The organism is Vibrio sp. 10N.261.51.F11, from assembly GCF_041471665.1.
Lineage (GTDB): Bacteria > Pseudomonadota > Gammaproteobacteria > Enterobacterales > Vibrionaceae > Vibrio > Vibrio crassostreae_C.
Window position 1 is genome coordinate 1 of sequence record NZ_JBFROW010000009.1, and the last position, 22,548, is coordinate 22,548.

Annotated in this window: 17 protein-coding genes and 1 pseudogene; 15 read left to right on the forward strand and 3 right to left on the reverse strand. The window is 44.1% G+C overall.

Annotated features, from left to right (window positions below; genetic code table 11):
- A partial coding sequence (locus tag AB4351_RS04325; protein WP_372125162.1) for a cadherin-like domain-containing protein occupies nucleotides 1-1,070 on the reverse strand: 1,070 nt, incomplete at its 3' end.
- Between the two features lie 190 nt (nucleotides 1,071-1,260).
- Here AB4351_RS04325 and AB4351_RS04330 point away from each other — a divergent pair.
- From AB4351_RS04330 to AB4351_RS04385, 12 genes and pseudogenes are all read left to right on the forward strand, one after another.
- Nucleotides 1,261-1,611 (forward strand): hypothetical protein, encoded by a 351-nt coding sequence (locus AB4351_RS04330; protein WP_017060458.1) that lies wholly within the window; start codon nucleotides 1,261-1,263, stop codon nucleotides 1,609-1,611.
- 12 nt (nucleotides 1,612-1,623) lie between these two features.
- Nucleotides 1,624-2,973 carry an HlyD family type I secretion periplasmic adaptor subunit gene (locus AB4351_RS04335; RefSeq protein ID WP_017060459.1) on the forward strand — a complete coding sequence of 450 codons (1,350 nt, stop codon included), beginning with the start codon at nucleotides 1,624-1,626 and terminating at the stop codon, nucleotides 2,971-2,973.
- 3 nt (nucleotides 2,974-2,976) lie between these two features.
- Nucleotides 2,977-5,208, forward strand: coding sequence for a response regulator (locus AB4351_RS04340; protein ID WP_372125163.1), 2,232 nt, complete (start codon nucleotides 2,977-2,979; stop codon nucleotides 5,206-5,208).
- Nucleotides 5,183-6,607, forward strand: a complete 1,425-nt coding sequence (locus AB4351_RS04345; RefSeq protein ID WP_372125164.1) for a TolC family protein — start codon at nucleotides 5,183-5,185, stop codon at nucleotides 6,605-6,607. Before AB4351_RS04340 ends, AB4351_RS04345 begins: the two co-directional genes overlap by 26 nt.
- Nucleotides 6,597-8,183 (forward strand): ABC transporter transmembrane domain-containing protein, encoded by a 1,587-nt coding sequence (locus tag AB4351_RS04350; protein ID WP_017060462.1) that lies wholly within the window; start codon nucleotides 6,597-6,599, stop codon nucleotides 8,181-8,183. The genes AB4351_RS04345 and AB4351_RS04350 overlap by 11 nt, the downstream gene beginning before the upstream one ends.
- Nucleotides 8,180-10,318, forward strand: coding sequence for an ATP-binding cassette domain-containing protein (locus AB4351_RS04355; protein ID WP_372125165.1), 2,139 nt, complete (start codon nucleotides 8,180-8,182; stop codon nucleotides 10,316-10,318). Before AB4351_RS04350 ends, AB4351_RS04355 begins: the two co-directional genes overlap by 4 nt.
- Before the next feature lie 108 nt (nucleotides 10,319-10,426).
- Nucleotides 10,427-10,801: a hypothetical protein gene (locus AB4351_RS04360; protein ID WP_017060464.1), complete on the forward strand. Its 375-nt coding sequence runs from the start codon at nucleotides 10,427-10,429 to the stop codon at nucleotides 10,799-10,801.
- Nucleotides 10,802-11,014: 213 nt separating this feature from the next.
- Nucleotides 11,015-14,218 (forward strand): response regulator, encoded by a 3,204-nt coding sequence (locus AB4351_RS04365; RefSeq protein WP_372122738.1) that lies wholly within the window; start codon nucleotides 11,015-11,017, stop codon nucleotides 14,216-14,218.
- Nucleotides 14,219-14,228: 10 nt separating this feature from the next.
- Nucleotides 14,229-14,705 carry a hypothetical protein gene (locus AB4351_RS04370; protein ID WP_017060466.1) on the forward strand — a complete coding sequence of 159 codons (477 nt, stop codon included), beginning with the start codon at nucleotides 14,229-14,231 and terminating at the stop codon, nucleotides 14,703-14,705.
- A gap of 1 nt (nucleotide 14,706) precedes the next feature.
- Nucleotides 14,707-15,786: a sulfate ABC transporter permease gene (locus tag AB4351_RS04375; RefSeq protein WP_108093545.1), complete on the forward strand. Its 1,080-nt coding sequence runs from the start codon at nucleotides 14,707-14,709 to the stop codon at nucleotides 15,784-15,786.
- A 145-nt stretch (nucleotides 15,787-15,931) separates the two neighbouring features.
- A complete protein-coding gene (locus tag AB4351_RS04380; RefSeq protein WP_371726260.1) occupies nucleotides 15,932-16,015 on the forward strand; it encodes a hypothetical protein in 84 nt (27 codons plus the stop codon).
- Nucleotides 16,005-16,217, forward strand: a pseudogene (locus AB4351_RS04385) (gamma-glutamyltransferase); the annotation flags it as partial. The gene AB4351_RS04380 and the pseudogene AB4351_RS04385, both read left to right, overlap by 11 nt.
- A gap of 147 nt (nucleotides 16,218-16,364) precedes the next feature.
- Here AB4351_RS04385 and AB4351_RS04390 read toward each other — a convergent pair.
- Nucleotides 16,365-17,423 carry a HEAT repeat domain-containing protein gene (locus AB4351_RS04390; protein WP_017060468.1) on the reverse strand — a complete coding sequence of 353 codons (1,059 nt, stop codon included), beginning with the start codon at nucleotides 17,421-17,423 and terminating at the stop codon, nucleotides 16,365-16,367.
- A gap of 87 nt (nucleotides 17,424-17,510) precedes the next feature.
- Nucleotides 17,511-18,842 carry an anaerobic sulfatase maturase gene (locus AB4351_RS04395; protein ID WP_102398064.1) on the reverse strand — a complete coding sequence of 444 codons (1,332 nt, stop codon included), beginning with the start codon at nucleotides 18,840-18,842 and terminating at the stop codon, nucleotides 17,511-17,513.
- Between the two features lie 137 nt (nucleotides 18,843-18,979).
- Here AB4351_RS04395 and AB4351_RS04400 point away from each other — a divergent pair, with 137 nt between their 5' ends.
- From AB4351_RS04400 to AB4351_RS04410, 3 genes are all read left to right on the forward strand, one after another.
- Nucleotides 18,980-19,768, forward strand: coding sequence for an SUMF1/EgtB/PvdO family nonheme iron enzyme (locus tag AB4351_RS04400; RefSeq protein ID WP_017060470.1), 789 nt, complete (start codon nucleotides 18,980-18,982; stop codon nucleotides 19,766-19,768).
- 165 nt (nucleotides 19,769-19,933) lie between these two features.
- Complete coding sequence (locus AB4351_RS04405; protein ID WP_372125167.1) at nucleotides 19,934-21,616, forward strand: alkaline phosphatase family protein; 1,683 nt, start codon at nucleotides 19,934-19,936, stop codon at nucleotides 21,614-21,616.
- A 195-nt stretch (nucleotides 21,617-21,811) separates the two neighbouring features.
- The coding region (locus AB4351_RS04410; RefSeq protein ID WP_372125168.1) for an ISL3 family transposase at nucleotides 21,812-22,548 on the forward strand (737 nt) is incomplete at its 3' end.

The window sequence follows — 22,548 nt, forward strand, 5'->3', positions numbered from 1 at the left end:
ACACCTTCAACCGTTAGGTTGTCACCTTCAATGTCTGTCGCACCAGAAAGGAGGTCAGCGTCGGTGAATACAAGAGTTCCGTCTTCCTCGATTTCAAACGTTTTATCTTCAGGAACAGGCGCGTCATTAATCGGGCGTACCGTTAAATCAATTGCGCTGATAATCGTTTCTTGGCCGTCACTGATGTCGAAAGTAAGGTCAAGTTCACCATTAAAATCAGCTGAAGGAACAACGGTGAAAGTACCATCACCATTGTCTTGAACTGTTGCATCATCACCAACTTGAACGTTAGAAGCAACAAGCTCGTCCCCATCTACATCACTTGCGTATTCGAGTAATTGTTCTTGAGTGAATGTTATGGAGCCATCTTCATCCATGATGTAAGCCAGATCTTGTTCAGCTTCTGGCGCATCATTTTCACTTTCCACTTTGATTTTAAACGTTTCGCTTACCGTTTCAGAATCAAAGTCATCCTCTACTTCGCTAATGGTCTCTTCGTCAGAAGCTTGAACATCAACTGCAAACGTCTCTTCTACTGTTTGTGAATCTAGCTCATCACCAACTTGTTGGTCACCCGACTCTGAAGATGTCGCACTCGGCGCTGCTGAAGTACGCGCAGCTTGGCCTTGTTCTTCATTACCTTCAGCGTCTACACCACCTGTCGCAGCCTCTGCGATATCACCACCTACAGCTTGTGCGCCCGCTCCAGCACCGCCACCACTGCCAGCAGCGTTATCCGAGCCAGCTTCAGAAGCGGCTCCACCAACTACATTGGATTGTGCAGCGTCTGAATCTCCATCACTTTCTGGCGTCTCTTCTTGCACAGCCGCACCAGAAGCAGAGGCATCTTCAGCATTACCTGCACCACTCGGATTTTCGTCTAAAGCCTGGTTAACTTCGTCTGCCGCATCCGCATTTTCAGCACCCGTCGCTATTGTCGACGCAATCGTGTTTTGTTGATTTTGCTGATTCTGCTGTTGGGAGGGCGTACCCGCGTCGTTCGTGTCCGTTTGTTCTACCGCGTCATTTAGATCTTCATTTTGGTTGTTTTGGTTATTTTCGCCTGCCATTACAGCCTCCGTTGCTACTAGCTAACTGATCGTATTTATAGAGGCATTAAAGGACATCATTTTGAAAAACCAATTTTTTATACAACATTTTTCATAATTTCTTTTTAAAGAGAAAGAATCAAAAAAAATTTGAAAACTGCCTTTAAAGATCCTTAGTTATTGTGATTAAAGCAATTAAGGCAGTGGAGCGATGATAGACATGACGAATTTGTTGCGCTCGGTCGACAACAACCACAAAGGGCTGCAATTGCTATTAGGCGACTTTTACAATGACTTTTCTGACGCAGCCCTAAATATAGAAGCGCTTCATAACGGTAATCATTTTGATGAACTCAATAGTTACTCAAAACGATTGAAGACCATCTTAACGTTGCTTTGCGACCAAGACCTTCCGCCAAAAATGGCCAAATTGGAACACTTGAGTAGACACGAGTTTCCTGCGCCGGAAGATCTAATAGAGGATGTAAAAACTGAATTGCACAACGTCAATCGACAAATCAACCACTTGTTGGATATTAAGGAAGTAATAGATGGCAAGTAACCGAGGTCAGTCATGAGCAATAACCAAATAGAACATCACCTCAGAAAAGCACTCGTTTCCAATAACGAGGCTTCTAAGGTCACAGCTGATGACACTATTGTGCTTGCTAGTGCCATGACCAGCGTTCACAAAACGTTGCTCATTATATTCTTGCTCGCTTTGGTCGCTATTGCGGTGGCGTCACAAGCACGTATCGATATTGTTGTTTCTGTACGTGGCGAACTGCTATTGGAATCGGATGTTGAGAAAGTTCAGCATTTAGAAGGCGGGATATTAGAAGAATTGTTAGTCAGAAAAGGGGAAGTCGTTTATGAGGGCCAACCTATCGCTCGAATACGCTCACTTGACCGTAACACTCAACTTGATACCGTCAATACTGAAATTATTCAGATAGAGCTCGATAAGATTCGTTATGAAAGCTTACGCGACATGATAGAGCCTAACTTCGACGCTTTCATTGAGAAATACCCTGAGCAAGTTCAGGTCAACATGAATACCTGGAGACAAGAATTCTCTAAAAACCGTTCAAATGAAGAACTCATTACACACGATATTAAGCACAAGAACTCGTTGATCAGTTCAATGTTAAAGCGTCGCAAAAGTTCAGAGAATCAACTCTCTCTGATACGTAAGCAGCTCAACATCAAAAACACCCTCTATAAAGAAGAGATGGCGTCTTATGTCGACGTTCTTAACATGAAAGTACAAGAGTCGAATATGGTGCGTGAGATTGAGAACCTTGACGAATCTGTGATGAATGAGCGTTTCCAACTCGACAAACTGGAAAAGCAACACCGTGACTTGGTTGAGAATCGAAACTCTGAGTACCAAGCACAAATCATTCAAGCGAACAAAGACCTCAAGCTAAAGCGAATCTTACAACCGCAGCATTCCGACAAGGTTGATCGCCTAGTCGTCTACTCGCCAGTCGATGGTGTGGTCGATAAACTTCACTTCAATTTCCGTTCTGCTGTGATTCCGCCAGGAGAAAGTATCGCCGATATTGCCCCAATAAATAATTCGTTACACGGTGAAGCGAAGATCCCACGTAAAGACATGGGATTTGTCGAAATTGGTCAGGCAGTGAAAGTAAAAATGGATACCTATAACTTTGCAAAATACGGGTTTGTTGAGGGAACCATCGCCTCAATCAGCCGTTCATCATACGAAGAAGAAGACGCTGAATTCTATTTAGCTGAGATTGAAATTGACCGAAACTTTCTTGAACGAGGAGGCACTCAATACAAGTTATCACCTTACATGGAGTTTACCGCTGATGTGAAAACAGGCTCGCGTCGCGTGATCGAATACGCTGCGAAACCGGTGATGTCAGCCATCGAGGATGCTTTCGATGAGAGATAATCAATGAGCGGTAAACCTTCGTACAATATTTCCATACCCGCCCTACGTCTAAGCATACTATTTAGCGTGGTATTGGCTGCGCTCGCTTTCTATTTATACTTTTCTTGGTCAAAAATAGATTCAGTCGCACAAGTGCAAAGCGCCCCACTGCTCATACAAGCCCAGAAGCTTAATCAGACCATAGAACAAGATATTCAAACTCTGCAACAGTGTTTAAGTACCAACACTTGCGGCACTAACGAATTCAACCTGGTTAACTTGAAGCTTGAAATTAATGAATTTCGCTCTTTAGCCTCGTTGAACAAAACCGAGTTCAGCTTGGTTGGGGCAACTGAATACACACAACTGGAATTGGCGATTAATCGTTTCTCCGATAGCGCAAAAACACGTAACGACGTATTAGGCTTGTACCTTTCATTGACCAATAACTATCTGCAGATGGACGACAACTATCGCACCATGTTTAACAACCATGCAAATGACTTAATGTCAGAAAAAAACGAGTTCTTTATCTGGTTGTTTATGGTGGTCGTGATATTGGCTGTGATTACGATTCTATCCAACTCAGTTGCTATGTTGAAGCTAAAGAAATCCAGTTCTAACGAACGCGAAATCGACTATGAATTCGATGCCCTGTATCAAGAGCTGAAGCAGCTAGATTTACAACGTCTTGAAGAGCTTCTTAATGAAGTTAGCATCAACCCCAAGCAGCGTCAGATTTACTCTCATCTCAAACTTATTTTCAGTAAATTAGAAGACCAAAAGCGCAATAACGATCTCTACAAACAGTTGTATGCGCTGATCGGTTATGAGATTCGCGGAATTACAAACACCATCAACGGTGGTGTCCAATATCTGGTTCAAGAAACCGATGAAAACGGCGTGTTGATGGCGAACGATATTACCTCTGCGTGTAGCACACTATCTGAGTTAGCAGAAAACTATAATCGCTTGATATCACAGGGTACGGAAAGCAAGTCGAAAGAGTTCTCTTTACTGAGCGTGTTATCTGAATTAATGATTCATATCAGTGCCAAAGTACAACGTAATGAAAGCCAACTTGACTGTTTTATCTCTGACAACTTACCGAATCGTGTTGCAGGCCAATCCACCAGCTTATTCTGGATACTGTTCCTTCAACTTTCTAACGCTATTCAACTCAAATCAAATAAGAAACTGTTTGTAACGATTGAATCGGGTGCGGCTTCAGACATGGAAAATACCCGTGTCACCATCAACCTCAACTTCTTATCAACACTGGATGTTTCTGTTGCCAAGCTCAACAAACTCCATTGGAGCACACACAAAGACCATACAGCCAGCACAGATGACTTAGCGAAAAGCGTTCTGAAGGATTACGGATATTACGAGAGCCACTGGTTCCAGTCAGGGGCTCAGGAACGTTTTCAGATCGAGCTTGATCTTAAGGCTAAGAACTTCCACACAGAGAAAACTCGCTTTGATGGCAAGCGTTTACTCTTGTGTGCTAATACTCAAGTTCGCATCGATGTGATGAAGAAAATGCTCAGTAACTTGGGGCTTGATATCACCGAGATTCGCACTGCAAATGAGCTTTTCTCAGCGGCGAAAACGTTCGGTGATTACGATGCGATAATGTTGACCGATACCTTTGAACCCAACAAGCTGCCGTCGTTGAGCAAGACGGTGAAATCTCAGCTTAAGAACCACCCAAATACCAAGTTACTGTTGTCAGTGACCAACACTCAGCAAGCACAAGAGTGTCATAGCTTCGTCGACAAAATCATCAACGCTCCTGCTATCCCTTACGAGTTCATTCCAAACCTACTCACCATTATGGAAGCGGAAGCATCGGAAGAACAGATGGAAAACAGCTCATTCCTTATCGTAGAGGATGACCGAGTTCAACAAATTTTACTGAAACGAATCTTGACCAAACAAGAATATGAACCAGACATGGTTGGCGATGGCGCCGATGCCGTGAAGCACTTTATGAACAAGCGTTCTGACATCATCTTCATGGATTGCATCATGCCGGGTATGGGTGGCATCGAAGCCACAAAACGCATTCGCCAATTCGAACAAGAAAACGAGAAAAACCCTTGTACCATCATAGGTGCAACCGCATTGACCAGCAGTAACGAACACCAGGCTTGTATTGAGGCCGGAATGGATTACGTAATCAGCAAACCTTATAAAAGCGACCAAATCATCAAGGTGATCAACAAGTATGTGGCGGTACAAAAACTTAACTAGCAGCATCATAGCTGCGCTTACATTAAGCACGACACCTTCAGCATCGGCGACTACCCTGCTTGAGGCGGTAGAACTCGGTCTGCAGAACAGCCTTTCTCTTCGGGCGAGTGATAAAGGGGTCGAAGAGAACGAGTACAACATTGGTATCAGCCGCTCAAAATTTCTTCCTTCCCTCAATGGTGCTGCCGATACCACATGGAATGAAAATGAAACCTTGCTATCAAGTGTGCCTGATGAAACTTCAAGCTATAACTCGAACAGCTACAGCCTTTCCCTTTCTCAATCGATCTTCAATCTGGGCGATATTTTCAAATATGGGACGGCAAAGCTCGACTTCAACATTGAAGAGATTAAACACGAGAACAAAATCCAAAGCACTATTTCAGAAATCGGCTCTCAATACTTTGAGTATTTGAAAAACAACGCACAAATTAAAGCGACCAAGGTAGAGCTTAAGTCGTCTGAGACGCGTGAACATCAGATGCGACGCAATGTGGAACTCGGCAATACAGCCGCCAGTGAGCTTTACGAAGTGATTGCTCAGAAAGAAGGTGTGTCGAATCGATTGAGAACCTTGCAGAAAGACCGTCGCGTCATTCTCAACGGGCTATCGATTCAGATTCAATACCCTATCACTCCGTCTCAAGATATCTACGAAAGTGTGCCTTTAAAAGAGATAAACGAAACCGAACAACGATCAATCATGGATCAAGCGTTAAAGCTCAACAACGACTTGTTAGTGGCTAAGAAAAACGTCGAGAGAAGCCGCAGAAGCTTAAAAGAGAGCGGTTCGAACTTCTTACCGACCGTATCGCTTTCAGCCAGCTATCGACACGATGACGCCAATAACTTCGACAAAACCGACATTACAGCGACAGGCGAAAGTAACTCAACCAGTGTTGGGTTAAACCTAGCAGTTCCTATCTTGTCTGGTGGCTCTGATTACTACGGCTATCAAAAATCATCGACGACCATCGAACGTACTGAGCTGCTTTACCAAGATTCGCTTTACACCACACGTAACAGTGTGAATACCTCCGTGCTCAACATTAACGATTTCTCGCAGTCTATAAGCAGTTACGAAAACATCATTCGCGCCAACTACGCGTCTTATAAAGGGATCCAAAGAGCCTACCAATTGGGCACGCGTACTATCACCGACTTGCTGGCGGCGGAAAGTAAACTATTCAGCGCCTTAAGAGACTACGAAAGCGCACGATACGACTACATCATCGAGACCATCAAGCTTGAGCAAATTAAGGGAATACTCTCAATTCAATCTATCGAAAGCGTGATGCAATTAATGAGCGATATTGAGGGACGAGACAATCAAGATTTGGTGCCTAAACACCTTCTCTCAACGGAGTCGTTGAGGAAAGGAGGTCGCAATGCAAACTGAGCAGTTTTCGCAAAAGATCAACATGGCAGATAAGTGTTATCTGACTTTCTCAACGATAATATCGACCCTGTTTGGTTTGGTACTGCCCTTCTCCATTCTGATCATTTTTGACCGAGTGTTACCCAACCAAGCACAAGATACTCTGTTCTTATTGTTCGCGATTATCTTGATTTCTATCTTCCTCGACTATCACTTAAAAAATCAGGAAGAGAAGATTTCCTCTGTCATCATGAGGCAGTTTGAGACCAACTTAACCAATAAGGTATTTCAATCCATCTGTTTGGCGGAAATCTCTAAGTTCCGACGTTTGGAGCCAGGCGAATACCTAGAACGAATCTCAACCATTCCTGAATTGAAAACCTTCTTTGGTGGCGAATCGGTTCGAGCGCTTATCAACCTTGCCGTCAGCGTGATCACTATCCTCATCATAGGACTCATCAACATATGGGCTGGCATTACCCTTCTGATTGCCTCTGTCATCTTGGCTATTTTTGCGTGGAGCCTTTCCAAACAAAAGATTGGTAGTTTGCAGAATAAGTCAGACATCGAAGGGTTAACTACCTCCAAAATCATTGAGATCATCTCTAGCCCGCTTGATATCAAAGCTCGAAATATGGAATACCGCGTTGAAAGCCTGATGACACAAATGGTCGAAGAGCGCGAAGTTGAGAACATCAAATATGAGCAGATTGAATCTAACTTCAGCCTAATATTGGCGCTCATCCAACAGCTTTCTATAGCTTGTGTTGTTGTGGTACTGGCAACGGCCGTTATCAATATGGAATCTAGCCAAGGCATCATGGCCGCGATCATCATGCTAACCAACCGTTATTTTGCGCCTTACCAACAAGTGATGCGCACCGCGAGCCGTTGGGAGTTAAACAAACTCCATATTCAGCGTATCGTTGACCTCCTTGAATTGGCCGCCTCTGTTGAACACCAACATGAAACAACAGAAGTAGAACGTATCTCGGTTAAGTATTCTGAAAAGCAGCGTATCGAGTTCGAACTCGGACAAGCCTATTTGCTGACAGGGAAAAGTGGTTCAGGTAAGACCCACCTCGCTAACTGTATTACGCGTCAGAACAGTGATAGCAAACTAGATATCATGATTAACGACACGCCTTTGGATGACGTCAATTACAACGTTTGGCGTAACAGTGTTCTGATGGTTGATAAGACCAGTTCGTTCGTAGAAGGGACGATTATCGATAACCTCACCTGTTTCCGCCCAAGCTTGAATAACACGGCGTTTGCACTGTGTGAAACCATGAACATCAAAGCTCAAATTGATGGGCTTCCTGCCGGTTTTTATACAGAACTCAAAGGCCATATGCGTAACCCATTCTCACGCCAAGTTGGCTACGCCCTATTATTAGTTCGCGCCCTGCTCGCCAGTAAGCGCGTATTGATATTTGATGACATCGACTGTGTGTTTGATGAGGAATTTGCACGAATGGTTCTCACCAGTACGGCTTATCGAGCCAACGACAAAATCTTGATCATCGCCAGTAATAAAATGGACAAGCTTAACCATCGCCTCAAACGCGTAAAACTTACCGGAGGTGACCAATGAGTATCTTAGTCGACTTCAATAATGTACCGCAACGTGTCTTGGATTTTGAATCCAGCGGATACGACGAACGTTACAGTCAATCGCCACTTATCCGCGGTTTGGCCTACACCTTGATAGCACTCGAATGGGAAGGCACACCCGCGATACTCAGCGATGCTTTTATTCCGAAACACAAAGACAGCGACAGCTTTACAGCAACCATAGAGCGTCTTGGGTATCGCTGTGATGTGACCAAATTAAAGACACTCGAGAATATAGATAAACACCCTCAGCCATGCTTTATTGAAATAGAGAATCTAAGTGCGATTTTCTTAGGCACCAAAGATGGAAAGTTGCTGCTGTTTGATTACACGAACAACAACACCATTGAATACCCAATGTGCAAAAAGCCCTGTTTGCTGATTGCGATTAGCGAATATTCTCGTCTGTTCCGCGAGCCACCTCCGGAATCGCAAGACAGAAGCAATTGGATTAAATACGCTTTCTATCGTTATAACAATGAACTTAAAAGCCTGATCATTCTCAGCTTCGTCATCAGTATTCTCGGTGCATTGCAGCCATTCTTTATTATGAGTGTATATAACTTCGCACTGACTTCGAGCTCCGAAGCCACACTCTATTGGCTAACCTTATTCGCCATTATTGTCGGCTTCTCTGAATACTTCTTTAAGAAAATGCGGGTCAACATCATTGCCACTTCCGGTAAAGACCTCGCCGTGCACATCTCGCAAGCCGTTATATCTAAATTGCTTTGGCTACCCTATGCGATGACATCTACTGCTGGGGTCTCTTCTCAGCTAGCACGTTTGAAAGATATCGATACCTTCCGACGCTTGGTGACTGCCGAATCGACGCTCAGCTATTTTGATATGCCGTTTGTGATCGTATTTATCATCGCCATTGCTCTGATGTCTGGTACAGCGGCATTAGTGGTGATGGGTGGTTTAATCCTGATGTTAGTGTTCTGTATTTACTCTCGCTATATCTACTCGCAAGCCACATCCAAAAGTTCGCGCGCCAATGCGATGGTCTCGTATCAATGGAACGAAATCCTTCGTGGTATCAAAACAATCCAAGGCCTGCCTTTACTTCGTGTCGTTCAATCTCGATTCAGTGCATCGCATATGCAAAGCACCAGCGATGCAGAGAACGTTGCCGTGACTAACAGTAAGATTCAGGCCGCTGGTGGCAGTTTGATTCAAGTGATTGGTACAGCAAGTATCGTGACCGCGGTAATCGGCGTGATGGAAGGTACTTCTGATGCGGGTGCCATGCTCGCAACCGTTATTTTGGTTTGGAAAGCGTTAGGCCCAATCATGGGTATCTATAACTCAATTTCCAAGTTCCAATCGATCAAGGCTTCATCAGCACAGATAAACAACCTGATGTCGATGAATGACGACAAATTGACCTTAGAAAAAAGCCCACCTATTCGCCTGTTCCAAGGAAGCATTGTGGGCAGCGGTGTCAGTCACCGATATGCAGGAGCGGCGACCGGCTTAACCAACCTTGGTTTCAAAGTGCCACCCAGTGCCAAAGTGGTCATTTGTGGCCCTACGGGCTGCGGTAAAACCACCTTAATTTCAATCATTGCTGGGTTAGAAGACCGCTATCAAGGCGCTGTATCTGTCGATGGTTACAACATTAAACAGTTCAATAGCTACCGTTATCGCACATCGATTAACTACATCCCTTTCAATTTGCATATTTTTGAAGGCTCACTTGAGACCAACTTCATTTTACACAACGGACTGATTCCAACAGACAAGATGCAAGAGATGATCAGCTTCTTCGAATTAGATGAATGGCTTCCGGAAGGCTTGGCTACTCAGTTAAGCGTGGATAAATGCAAAAGTCTTCCGAATGGAATTCAACAAAAACTGCGTCTGGTACTTGGCCTAGGTAACTGTGAGCAATCTCTGATTATCATTGATGAACCGTTCAACGGTGCAGAGCAAGAAAACGCTCAATACTTTAATCGCCTGTTCTCCGATAAATTGTTGAATAAGACCGTGATTTTTTCGACTAACGACCCTGGTTTGATCGCAACATCAAACATGAGTTTAGTGTTAGAGCTGGATGGAAATTTGAAATATTTTGGCTTAACAGACAAATACTTAAACAGCTTAAGCTAAAACCTCAACGCTTAATCACAATTCGCTATTTAGGGAAATGGATATAATTGACAAATTCATAAGCGAGAGGGATGATTCGCCCCAATACCACAGGTAACAAGGAAGAATATGTACACATTCGTTGCAGACAAGCTTGATGTAGCTTACTTATCCGCAATTCCTGAAAACCACCAACTTCAGGAGTGCGATGTACCTGAAGAAGAGATGGAGCTTCGAGAGATCGTTGAGGTTTGGTATGAGTCTGCCTTCCTACCCGCTTTCAATCTTCAGAAAATAGACATTGAGAACAAAGCAGAGCTCACCATCGTACAAATGCACGTATTCAGCAATGATACGAGCACACTCGCCTTCCTACTAAAAAACAGAGTGTATCGCGCCGCACTTAACAGAATGCTCGGTATTTGGACATTAGAACCCTCTGCAAAAACCGTATTAGAGCAACTTCTTTTCGAATTAAGCCTCGATAACAATCGTCCTCATTAGTAAGCTTTTTAAGTGATTCATCAATAAGCATAAAATTAAACAAACTGCCAAACGCTATAAATTACTAATAAAAGAACGCATTTCAAAATAAGCTCTGGAATCACAAGAACTTATACCTCTCCCACACTTACGTAAAATTTACCGTTTCAAAGTTTCCATATCGGCATTTTTATTCTACTGTTTTTATATAACGACAGTTGGATGGATCCTTATATGGCGATTACGGTTTGGAATAACCTTTCAGTCAAACATAAACTCTTTGGCTTAGTTCTACTTCCCATTTCATTATTACTCTTCCTAGCAGGTAGACAGGCTTATATATTAACGACTCAGTTAACCGATTTTGAACGAACCAATCAGTTATCTGTCTATCTTCAAGATATTTCTATTTTGTATAGAAGTACCTTAGCCTCTAGCCCTGAAGAGTTTGCTACTCAAAGCAACCAAGTAAAGGCAGAACTTAAAAACCTGTCTCCCATCATTTTTTTAGACGCATCTGGTGAAATGAATCAACTTGTTGCCGATTTCAGCGAAGCGACCTTATCGACGATGCAAGTGACTGACACTTACGATAAATTGGATGCCCTCGAATGGCAGAGCGATTTATACAAGCAACTGTTACTTGAAGTAGAGAAAGTCCCTTTTGAAAACACTAAACGTGAAATTCAACAGCACCTCACTGCCCTTCAACAACTTGAGTGGTTGATGTTTTGGTCGAACGAAGAGTTCAAGCTTGGTAGTTCACTGATTGAGATCTTCCAAATCAGCCAAGAGTACGACCCAGAACTCGCCGAACAGATCAAAACCTTGAGTGAAAGACAGCAATTGTTCTTAGAGCGCTTTGTTTCATTGAACGCCAACGAACATCAAGTTTCTTTGATGGTTGAAGTGTTTCGAAATGATGTGTTCGCTCAAAGCCAAGAGATAAGAAGCGCGCTACTCGACCTAAATACAATCAGCCAACTGACGCCACAAGAAGTGTCTGTCGGCTTAGAAGCGATGAGCGCACGGCTCAACTTATTACAAAGCCTTGGCGGCGTAATCAAGCAAGAGTTTCAACAAGAAGTTGAGCAAGCCATCTATGACGCGCAAATACAACGAACCCTGTTTATTTCAATCGTCGCTTTGCTGGCAGCGATTGTTATGGGTTTAACTCTTAGCTTGGCGAGACAAGTCACTAACAACCTTAATTTGGTGTTAGCTTTCTTAAAAAGCGAAAATGATGACACGCGCCCTTCTTTAGATAAATTAATCCAAGGTAAAGATGAACTCAGTCTGTTTGCTCAGCAAGTTGAACGATTGACCATCGAACGAGAGCTCGCGAAAGAGAGATTGACGGTAGCAAAAGAAGACGCAGAGAGAGCCAAAGAGGATGCCGAACACGCGAAAGACAACGCAATACAAGCCAGCAAAGCAAAAAGTAGCTTCTTGGCCAACATGTCTCATGAAATTCGCACCCCGCTCAATGGTGTTATTGGTATTTCGGAAATCCTCGCAGATACGCCGCTTACACCGACACAACGTGACTATGTTGATACGATCGAAACTTCATCCCAACTGCTCCTTAGCTTAATCAACGATATCTTAGACTTCTCTAAAATTGAGTCTGGCATGCTATTAATCAGCCCGCATTCTGCATCGATTAGAGAGTCGATATACGACATCGCCTCTATTGTGGCACCAAAAGCGAAAGAACAAAGAATATCGATTAACGTTGATATCAGCCCAGATACACCAGCACGCGTGATGATAGACGATCACCGTTTAAGACAGATCTTGATGAACTTTATGTCGAATGCGGTGAAGTTTACGGCTGAAGGTGGCGTCACATTATCAATTCAAACGCTCAACAAAGCAGATAACAATGCCACCATTCGATTTGCTGTACGAGATACGGGTATTGGTATCGCTTCACTGCAACAAAAACAGATATTTGAACCGTTCGCTCAAGAAGACGATTCAACCACACGTCAATTTGGTGGTACTGGTCTTGGTCTAGCCATCAGTACACAGTTGGTAGAGCTGATGGGTGGTCAAATTCAACTCGACTCCGTCAAAGGTGAAGGAAGCTGTTTCTACTTCGACTTGGTATTGCCTGTTGACTTGATACTGCCAAAACCAAGTACAGCAACGGCTGATATTTATGTGCTGGGTAACGAAAACATGCTCTCCGAGCGAATCGAGTCCGACCTTAACCTTTATGGTTTGAAGGTTACCGATAAAACGAATGATATAACGGCAATTACAGAGCAGCTCTCCACTCAAAAACACACTAAACCTATTACTGTTGTTTTCGCCGAAGATGACGCATTCCTAGCTAATACCCACGCAGATAACTTAGAAAAGCTGCACCAAAACGGCATCACTATCTGTTTGATACGTTCCTTCTTAAGTGAGCCAGCGAATCTTGGTGACAGCGTTACTGCACAAGTCGCACAGCCCCTACTCGGCTTGCGTTTAATTAAAGCTATTGAGCTTTGTGATACACGAGGTTTGGCGGAACTATCAGAAGCAAGCCAGACATCAGTCGAGATCCAACACAAAATCCTCATCGTTGAAGACAACAAGATCAACCAAAAAATTGCTGGTCTTCATGTCGGTAAAAGTGGTTTTGAATTCGAGTTCGCTAATAATGGTCAAGAAGCTGTGGACATGTTCACCGCTAATCCTCATTACGCGGTGATACTCATGGACTGCATGATGCCGGTTATGGATGGCTTTGATGCAACAAGCAACATCCGAAGAATTGAAAAAGAAACAGAAGCGACGCGACGCATCCCTATCATTGCATTGACCGCCAGTGTCATCGATGACGATATTCAGAGGTGTTTCGACGTTGGTATGGATGACTATGTACCAAAACCATTCAAGTTCGAAATGCTTAAAGAGAAAGTACTCACCGCGGTAGAAGCTATGCCACTACCAGCTTCCTATAAAGCTCAACCTAAGAAACAACCTGCAACTGTCACTCCAATTATCAACGGGGCTGCGACCAAACGTACTTTGCCTGAAGAAGCGGAACAAAACGCAATTCCGAGCAAATCAGAGAGAATCTTGCTAGTCGAAGACAACCGCGTCAATCAAAAAGTAGCTTCTATCATGCTGAAGAAGGCCGGATATGCCTTTGAAATTGCAGACAACGGACAAATTGCCGTTGATATGTACCAGAACGACAGTAGCTTCGACATTATTTTGATGGATTGCATGATGCCTGTTATGGACGGTTTCACGGCAACTAAGGAGATTCGAGAACACGAGAAAAACCAAGGCTTAAGCAAAACTCCTATTATCGCGTTAACCGCTAGTGTTATCGATGATGATATTCAAAAGTGCTTTGATTCCGGAATGGATGGATACGTAGCGAAGCCCGTAAGAAAAGAAAAGCTATTCCATCAAATAGAAAGTGCGACTTGTTAGGAGATACCTCATGGATTGGATTAGAACAATAAAAACACTTCCCCGCAGAGTCATGTTGCCAGTCGCGGTAGGGCTATTAGGAAGCTTGCTTTTTCTAAGCCCTGCTCACGCCGCTGAAGATTATGCCATATTTTCTTTAGACTCCGGATTTGAAGAGATATCAATAAACAAAGCGCGAAAGCTCTATAGAGGGAAAACTAAGCACCTCAATGGCAAACGTGTTGAACTGTCTGATTGGCCTGAGAACAGTGCCGAAAGAGAGGACTTTTATCAGCTTTTGCTTGGAAAAAATGCCGCTCAAATGAATGCACACTGGGCTGGTTTATCTTTTTCAGGAAAAGCGCGTTATCCAAGAGAAATCAAAACGGCGTCAACCGACAGCTTAGTCGACTGGCTTGATGACAAACCAAACCGTATTGGTTACTCCCCACTCTCTTCGGTTCCTCAAAATGCCAACGTTCTCTACGTTATAAGTTCGGAGAAATAATATGAAAAGAATAATTACGTCAGTGTTATGTGCCTCAATGGCCTCTCCGGCTTTTGCGAATATCGAACTTACCGATAATTTATCCTTGAGTGGCTTTGGCTCAACGTCTTGGGCAACATCGGATAACGATAATCCATTAATCATCAACCGCGGTTTTACTGATGAGAGCTGTTACGACTGTGATACCACATTTGGTGTTCAACTCGATTACTTCTACAACTCATTCAAAGCTTCCGTGCAAGTTGTCAAGCCACCCCAATATGATTGGAGTGAGCCGCAGCTAGAGTGGGCTTACTTAGGTTATGAATTTAATGACTTTGATGTCAGCATTGGTCGATTACGACTACCATTATTCCTTGCCTCTGAGTACTACTATGTGGGCCAAGCCTATATGACAGCAAGGCCACCGACAGAGGTGTATAACAGCGTTCTCGGAGTCACAGCTTTCAACGGTATAAAAGTGAGCTGGACTCATGATGTCAGTGACGAAGCTACTCTTTTACTTACTCCGTTTATCGGCATAAAAGATAAAAATGACGTAGATTTCAACTCGACTACAAAACTGGAATTTGAAACCAATCGCATGCTCGGCGCAAATCTGCAGCTAAGCGGTGATAGCTACCGTTGGAATTTATCTTTCCTAGATTCAAATTTCGATCAGATTGTTATCACAACAATTCCCGGAGTACCGACCCCATTCAGAACTGAGCAAGATAACCAGCATATACAACTTTGGTCATTAGGAGCAGAATACGAACTGGGTCAATTTGTTTTGACAAGTGAAGGACAGATCAGTGACATCTCGTCCTCGATGTACGCTAGTTTGGGCTACAGACTAGATTTATTCACTCCATACGTCGTTTACGGAGCAGAGTTTGATTCTCACGAACACCTAACAGGAAACAGCTACCTAATTGGTGTGGATTACGATGTGTTACCTAACGTCTCCATCAATGGCGAAGTGCAATATTTTGAGGCTCGTAAAGCAAACGGTGCCTTTGTTGAGAATTTCAATGCACTTACTGGTTTTGATGACAAAGATGCCGTCCTTTATACGATCATGTTGAGTTTCGTCTTCTAACCCAAATCCTTTTCCAATTACGCCAGACGAAACTGGCGAAGAGTTTATGGTAAGTGCAACGAATCCATATGTAAGCAGCACTGGGTATTCGGTACTCAAGCAAGGAGGTAATGCAGTCGATGCAATGGTGGCGATGCAGATGACAATGTCGGTGGTTGAACCGGATATGACTGGGATTGGCGGCGGTACTTTTGCGCTGTTTTACCAAAAAGACAAAGACCAAGATTGATCGCACCAAACCTTATGACCCAACGGGTTTGCTCGTCGAAAAGAAAACCTACGCCGAAATGTTAGTACCAGAGTTCATGCAGCTTGGTTATCCGGTGCATGTCATTCCAGTCGTCAGTGGCTTGAATGCCATTGAAGTCAAAGATGGCAAGATCTATGGCGCGACCGACAGACGCCGTGCATCAAGCTCTATGGGTGAATAATAAAACGAAATGGGCAAGTAACAGGCTTGCCCTTATTTTGTCTTTAGTTGCTTGAACCTCGTCTAAGCAGTTCATGGATGCGAAAAAGCCAGTCGAACGTGTCGACTGGCTTTTCATTATAGGCTTCGCTAATTACTCATTAGGATATTATGAGCTTGGCGCTACTCGTTTATCTTTCAACTGATCAATAACATAGTCAGGAGCTACTTTACCTAGCTCACCTAAGCAATCATCGGTCTTTTCATTTCCGTAGCGCACATAGATATCGCATACCGCGTATAGCTGCTCTGGAGAACCAGAGATCAAATATGCTTTCTCGAACGATTTAGTCGACTTGTCGATATCCAACTCTTCTTGTAATACCCCATTTAGGTACCAGTAGTAGCTGTTATCTTTCGCTAGCTTCGCTGCCACTTCAATCTCTTTGGCTGCCGCAGTTTTGTCTTCAAGGCGAACCAGAGTCAACGATTTCGAATAATGCAGAGCGGCGTTGTTTGGCACGCTCTCCAAACCACGATCTAATACTTCGACTGCTTGCTTATCTTTGTTCTGAGCTCGAAAATTATCTGCGTAGCTCAACCAAACTTGCGCTTCTTTTGGATGCGTATTGATCAGCTCTAGATAAACCGTTTCCGCCTTATCCCAGTCATTGTGCCAACGAAGCACATCAGCAAACAGTAATTGGTACTTTTCAGATTCTTGCGTTTCCAAGAAGCTAATAAGCTCTATGACTGGTGGTTCAATTTGTGCTTTCTGCTCGTCATCCAATGCATTGAAGTCACGGACTAGGTTTGACGTTGCCGTATGGCGAACCATGGTATCGCTGTCTTTTAGCAAGGGTGAAACTAACGCCCAGCGATGTTCAAGTTGGTAAGGTTCAGAACCGATAACCGCCGCTTCACGAACTTCAGGGTTTTGATCTTTTAAGCCTCTTGCCACCGCCACCAGCGCATTTTGGCTTGGATATGAAGCAAGCTCTTGCAGTGCACCAGTACGATTTTCAACAGATTGATTCTGATCTTGTGCCATGTAAGACAACTGTTGAATGCGGGTTTGAGTGTCCGTCATTTCAAGCACTTGATTGATATTTTGTGCTGGCGCGTCAACCGTTTGTTGAACGCTATTCGCAGCCATCGCAGACGTTGAAATTAATGCGGACGTTGAAATCAATAAAGCAACAGCCGTCGCTAAACTCTTCTTCATCATAGTATTACCTTAAACTGGAGAACTTAGCCTGTCCTTAGACTCGTATCTGATTAAATTTATCTTGGACCTGTTGACCCAAAAAACGAGTTAAAACTTGGTCTCGAACGTAGTTTGTTGCGCCTGTTTTGCACGATGTGCCATCAATACTGAGTCACTGAATTTGCCATGAGCAACCGGATGCCCCATCGCACGAGCGATATAAGCCATCGACTTGTCGACATGAGAAAAGAACTTGTGCCAACCAGCACATAAGTAGTTCAAACCCGGTTCACCTACACGAGTTTTGATAAAGCGGTTCTTAGGGCACTCACCATGACAAGCGAACTTGTAATCACACTGCTGACATTGACTGGTCAGTGTACGGGATTTAGCAAAACCAAACTTTTGCTGTGGTGCGCTGTACGCCAAATCATCAAGTTTCTCGTGATGAATATTGCCAATCTTGTATTCAGGGTAAACATAATGGTCGCATGAAAATACGTCGCCATTTGGCTCCATTGCCAAGCCCTTTCCGCATATCTCATTCAAGGTACACAGTGGGTTCGGACGCCCAATCCATGTTTCTACGCTCGCTTCAAAATACTGAACAAACACCTTGCCGATGTCGTTCTTGGCCCACTCGTCAAACACAGAAATCAAGAAGTTACCCCAAGCCAAGTCCGACACACACCACGATTCCATGATTGAATCTTTATGGCCGGGGATCAGGCGTTTGTCGCCTTGTTTAAGCTGCTCGCTTACTTGGGATGTTTGTGGTGCAACCGTTCTAAAGGTTTTTTGCTCAACGATAGGGATAAACTGCATTTGTGGCGACTTCACCACATCACGTAAGAATCGGTACACTTCTAGTGCATTTTGACTGGTCAGGTTATTCACACAGGTAAGCGTTGCGAATTTCACTTGGTGCTTGTGCAACAGCTCAACAGCCGCCATCACTTGTTTGAACGTACCACGACCGGCTCGGTTAGTACGGTAGGCGTTATGCAGCATCTCTGGGCCATCAATACTTAAGCCGACCAAGAAGTTATTCTTTGCTAAGAACTGTCCCCAATCGTCATTCAGTAACGTGCCATTGGTTTGTAAGTCGTTTGAAATCAATACACCTTCAGGTTGGTACTTCTTCTGTAGTTCAACCACACGTTCAAAATAGGCCAAACCAAGCATGGTAGGTTCACCACCCTGCCATGAGAAGATAATTTCTGGCGTGTTTTGACCTTCGATGTATTGTCGGATGTAGGTTTCTAACGTCTCATCATCCATTCTTGGAGAACTGCCTTTCTTGTACTCCAACAAATCTTGCTTACTTAGGTAGTAACAATATTTACAGTCAATGTTGCATGCTGCGCCAATCGGCTTAGCCATGACATGCAAGCGCTTAGACGCTTTACCGTTATATTGTGGACCTTGAGTAATATGCATGATTTACCTACCTATTTTAGTATTCTGGACCCATCATAATTCCTATTCGAACAGGTGACATGTTATACCCTTTATAACCAATAGGAATGACCTTAAACGTTAGAATTAGACCCTATTTCGAACATCTGAGGCACGTGATGAAATTTCTTAATTACAAACAGTTAGCAACAATTAGCAGCGTCACCATGACTATCCTTCTGAGTGGCTGTGCAAGCGTGCCTACACACCCCATCGCCCAACAAATTGACCAAGAGATGGTGTTGGTTGAAGGCGGCACATTCACCATGGGGTCGAACGGTCCAGAAGCGACCAAAGCAGAGCGTCCTGCACGTAATGTAACTGTAGATAGTTTCTATATTGCGAAGTTTGAGGTGACTCAAGAATTGTTCGAATCGGTGATGGGTTCATCTCTCAGTTATTTCCAAAACCCACAAGTTCCGGTTAATAACCTTAGTTGGCAGCAAGCAAACTATTTTGTTGAGCAGTTGAATGAATTAACGGGTGAAGAATACCGTCTGCCTACTGAAGCTGAATGGGAATTTGCAGCCAAAGGTGGCAATAAAAGTAAAGGCTATACTTACAGTGGTTCCAATAACTTAGATGATGTTGCGTGGTACTCAGCAAATTCTAAAAATAGCGCACATCCAGTCGGGCTAAAGAAACCAAATGAACTAGGCTTATATGACATGACAGGAAACGTGGGCGAGTTTGTTATCGATGCCTTCGATGACACCTTCTACCGATTCGGTCCAACAGACAACCCTAACAACGCAAAACACAGCGACGTCGGTTTATCACACAAATCGGTTCGCGGTGGCAGCTTTGCTTATGACGAAAATGAATCTGAAAGTTACCGTCGTGACTTCGCAAGCCAATCGATCACTATGTCAGATATGGGGCTGCGTTTAGTTAAGGATGTGAACTAGCTAACGAAGCGAACTAACTAAAGATGCCGAAGGTTATGGTTCACTAATCGTCACCAACAATACTAAAAATACGATTCGCACTGCACACACGTTACAAATCTGGCCAAACGTTGGAAACCTGACCAAACATTAGAACTCAGCGGCAACAGTGAATAAGGAAACTCTATGCAATACACCAAGCTTTCAGGACTAACCCTCGCGTTACTCTGCGCTCTCCCAGCTTCAGCTGAGGAAAAGCCAAATCTAGTCCTTCAAATCACGGTAGATGGCCTGCGCGCAGATCTAATCGAACGATATAAGCACAACTTCGGTGAAGGCGGTTTCCGGTACTTAATGGATGATGGTACCTACTACACCAACGCAAACTACCAACATGGCAACACGGAAACGATCGTGGGCCATGTGTCGCTTGCAACAGGTGCTCCACCGAGCGTACACGGCATGGTAGGTAATGTTTGGTATGACCGTAGCGAAGAACGTTTGGTGTATAACGTAGAAGACGGTAACTACCAAATGCTGACCTCTGGTGCAGGTGTCGATAAAGCAACAGAGATCGACCCAACGCAGAAGACAGCACAAGGCGATGGCCGCTCTCCAGAGCCAATACTCTCCACCACGTTTGGTGACGAACTGACGATTTCCAATAGTGGCAAATCAAAAGTATTCGGTGTATCAGTGAAAGACCGCGGCGCAATCTCATTGGCAGGACACAGTGGTAAAGCCTTCTGGTTCTCCAAAGCACAATCGGAGTTTGTCACCAGTAACTATTACTATGACGAGTATCCAGATTGGGTATCACGCTGGAACGAGAAAGCGATTGCTGCTCAGTATTCCAAACAGAAATGGGAGCTCTCATTACCGCGTGATAAATACACGTTGCAAGAACACGATACCGAACACAAAGTGAAACTCGGTGACTTCCAACGCACCTTCCCTCATCCTTATGGCCCGGCAAGTTACAAGTACTACAGCACAACGCTAACCGTTAGCCCTGCTGGTGACGAAATCACGGAAAACTTCGCTAGCACCTTGTTGATGCAAGAGAAGCTTGGCCAAGGCGACGTGACCGATTATCTGTCAGTGAGTTTCTCATCAAATGACTACGTGGTGCACCTTTACGGCCCTGAAAGCCTAGAAACAGAAGACAACCTTATCCGACTTGATAAGACTCTCGCTAAGCTTTTCAAAACCGTGGATAACCAAGTCGGGCTAGAAAACACATTGATTGTGCTGTCTGCCGACCACGGTGTACCTGAATCTTCACCTGCGGCAAATGCGCTTGGTTTCAATCAAGCTCAATACTTCAATAAAGACACACTACTCTCGAGTGGTGTTGAGAAACGATTGAAGGATGAATTTGGTTTAACCAAAGACGCGATTCGCTTGTACGCACAACCTTACATCTATCTGAATCATGATCTGATCGCTGAGAAGAAGCTTGATCTGGCTAAGGTCCAAGAAGCTATTGCGGATGAAATTGCAAAAGTGAAAGGTGTTGCGTTTGCTGTATCAAGTAGTGACATTGCGGCTAACCGAGTACCGGATACGCATGTGATGCAGCTAATTAAAAACAACTACCACCCTGCTCGTTCTGGTGACGTGTATGTGGTATTTGCACCGCGTAGTTACATTAACGACATGGAAGGCCTTCAAATAGCCTCTACACATGGCTCGCCATGGAAGTACGATACGCATGTGCCTGTAATCTTCGCAGGCTACGACGTTGAAGCTCAGAAGATCTCGCGGGCAATCACGCCATACGACATTGCGCCAACACTTTCGAACAAACTAGGGATAACCCAACCAAGCGGGTCAATCGGAGAAGTGCTGCAAGAGATCACTGAGTAGACTCAATCTCTAAGGTTTCGTGAGCTAGATTTCGAATCCAGCACCCACTCAATAAAAGAGCCGTTTATCTGTTTCTGACTCACTAGGTCGAAACAAATAAGGTTCATCGCGCATTAGCGGGAACTAAAAACAAAAACGGTAGTAAGTGACATGGTTTAGTCGCCAAACAAAAATCATACACAAACTACCGTTTTCATGCCGAATCATACTTTCCTATCTTCATTCTGGGAAGGCTTTCAAATAGTAAAGTCTCACCAGACAGCATCACTTATTACCCTGACTCTTAAACCTAACTCTGAGGCTAAGTGCCTTTGTGGTCTTGAAGCCGAAGCTATCCATGAGTATCAATGGCGTCATGTGAAAGAGGCCATGTTGCTCGGTGTTCCTGTGGAGCTTTGCGTTCAAACTCGAAGAATTAAGTGTCGTGAATGCGGCATAAAAACAGAGTCTCTATCTTGGTTAGAGCCTTATGCTCGTATAACGAAGCGCCTAAAAAGTTATATAGAACAACTGCTGCCTCTTCTTCCCATTAAGCATATCTCCCAGTTAACGAGCGTACATTGGCACACCATTAAAGAGATAGATAAACGCCGACTTCGACAAGTGGTGCCGTCAGTGAAATGGGAGGGGCTAAGGCAACTCGTCATGGACGAGTTCGCTATCTTTAAAGGACATCGGTATGCCACGGTCATTGCTGACGCTAAGACTCACCAAGTCATTTGGATAGGGTTAGGCCGTAGCCGCAAGGACATACGACCGTTCTTCGAGCTGTTAGGCAAGCATGGCAATAATATCGAAGCGGTCGCGATGGACATGAATACGGCTTTTGACCTTGAAGTTCAAGCGCATTGCCCGAACGCAAAAATCGTTTACGACTTATTCCATGTTGTCGCTAAGTTCGGTCGTGAGGTCATGGATAGAGTCAGAGTCGA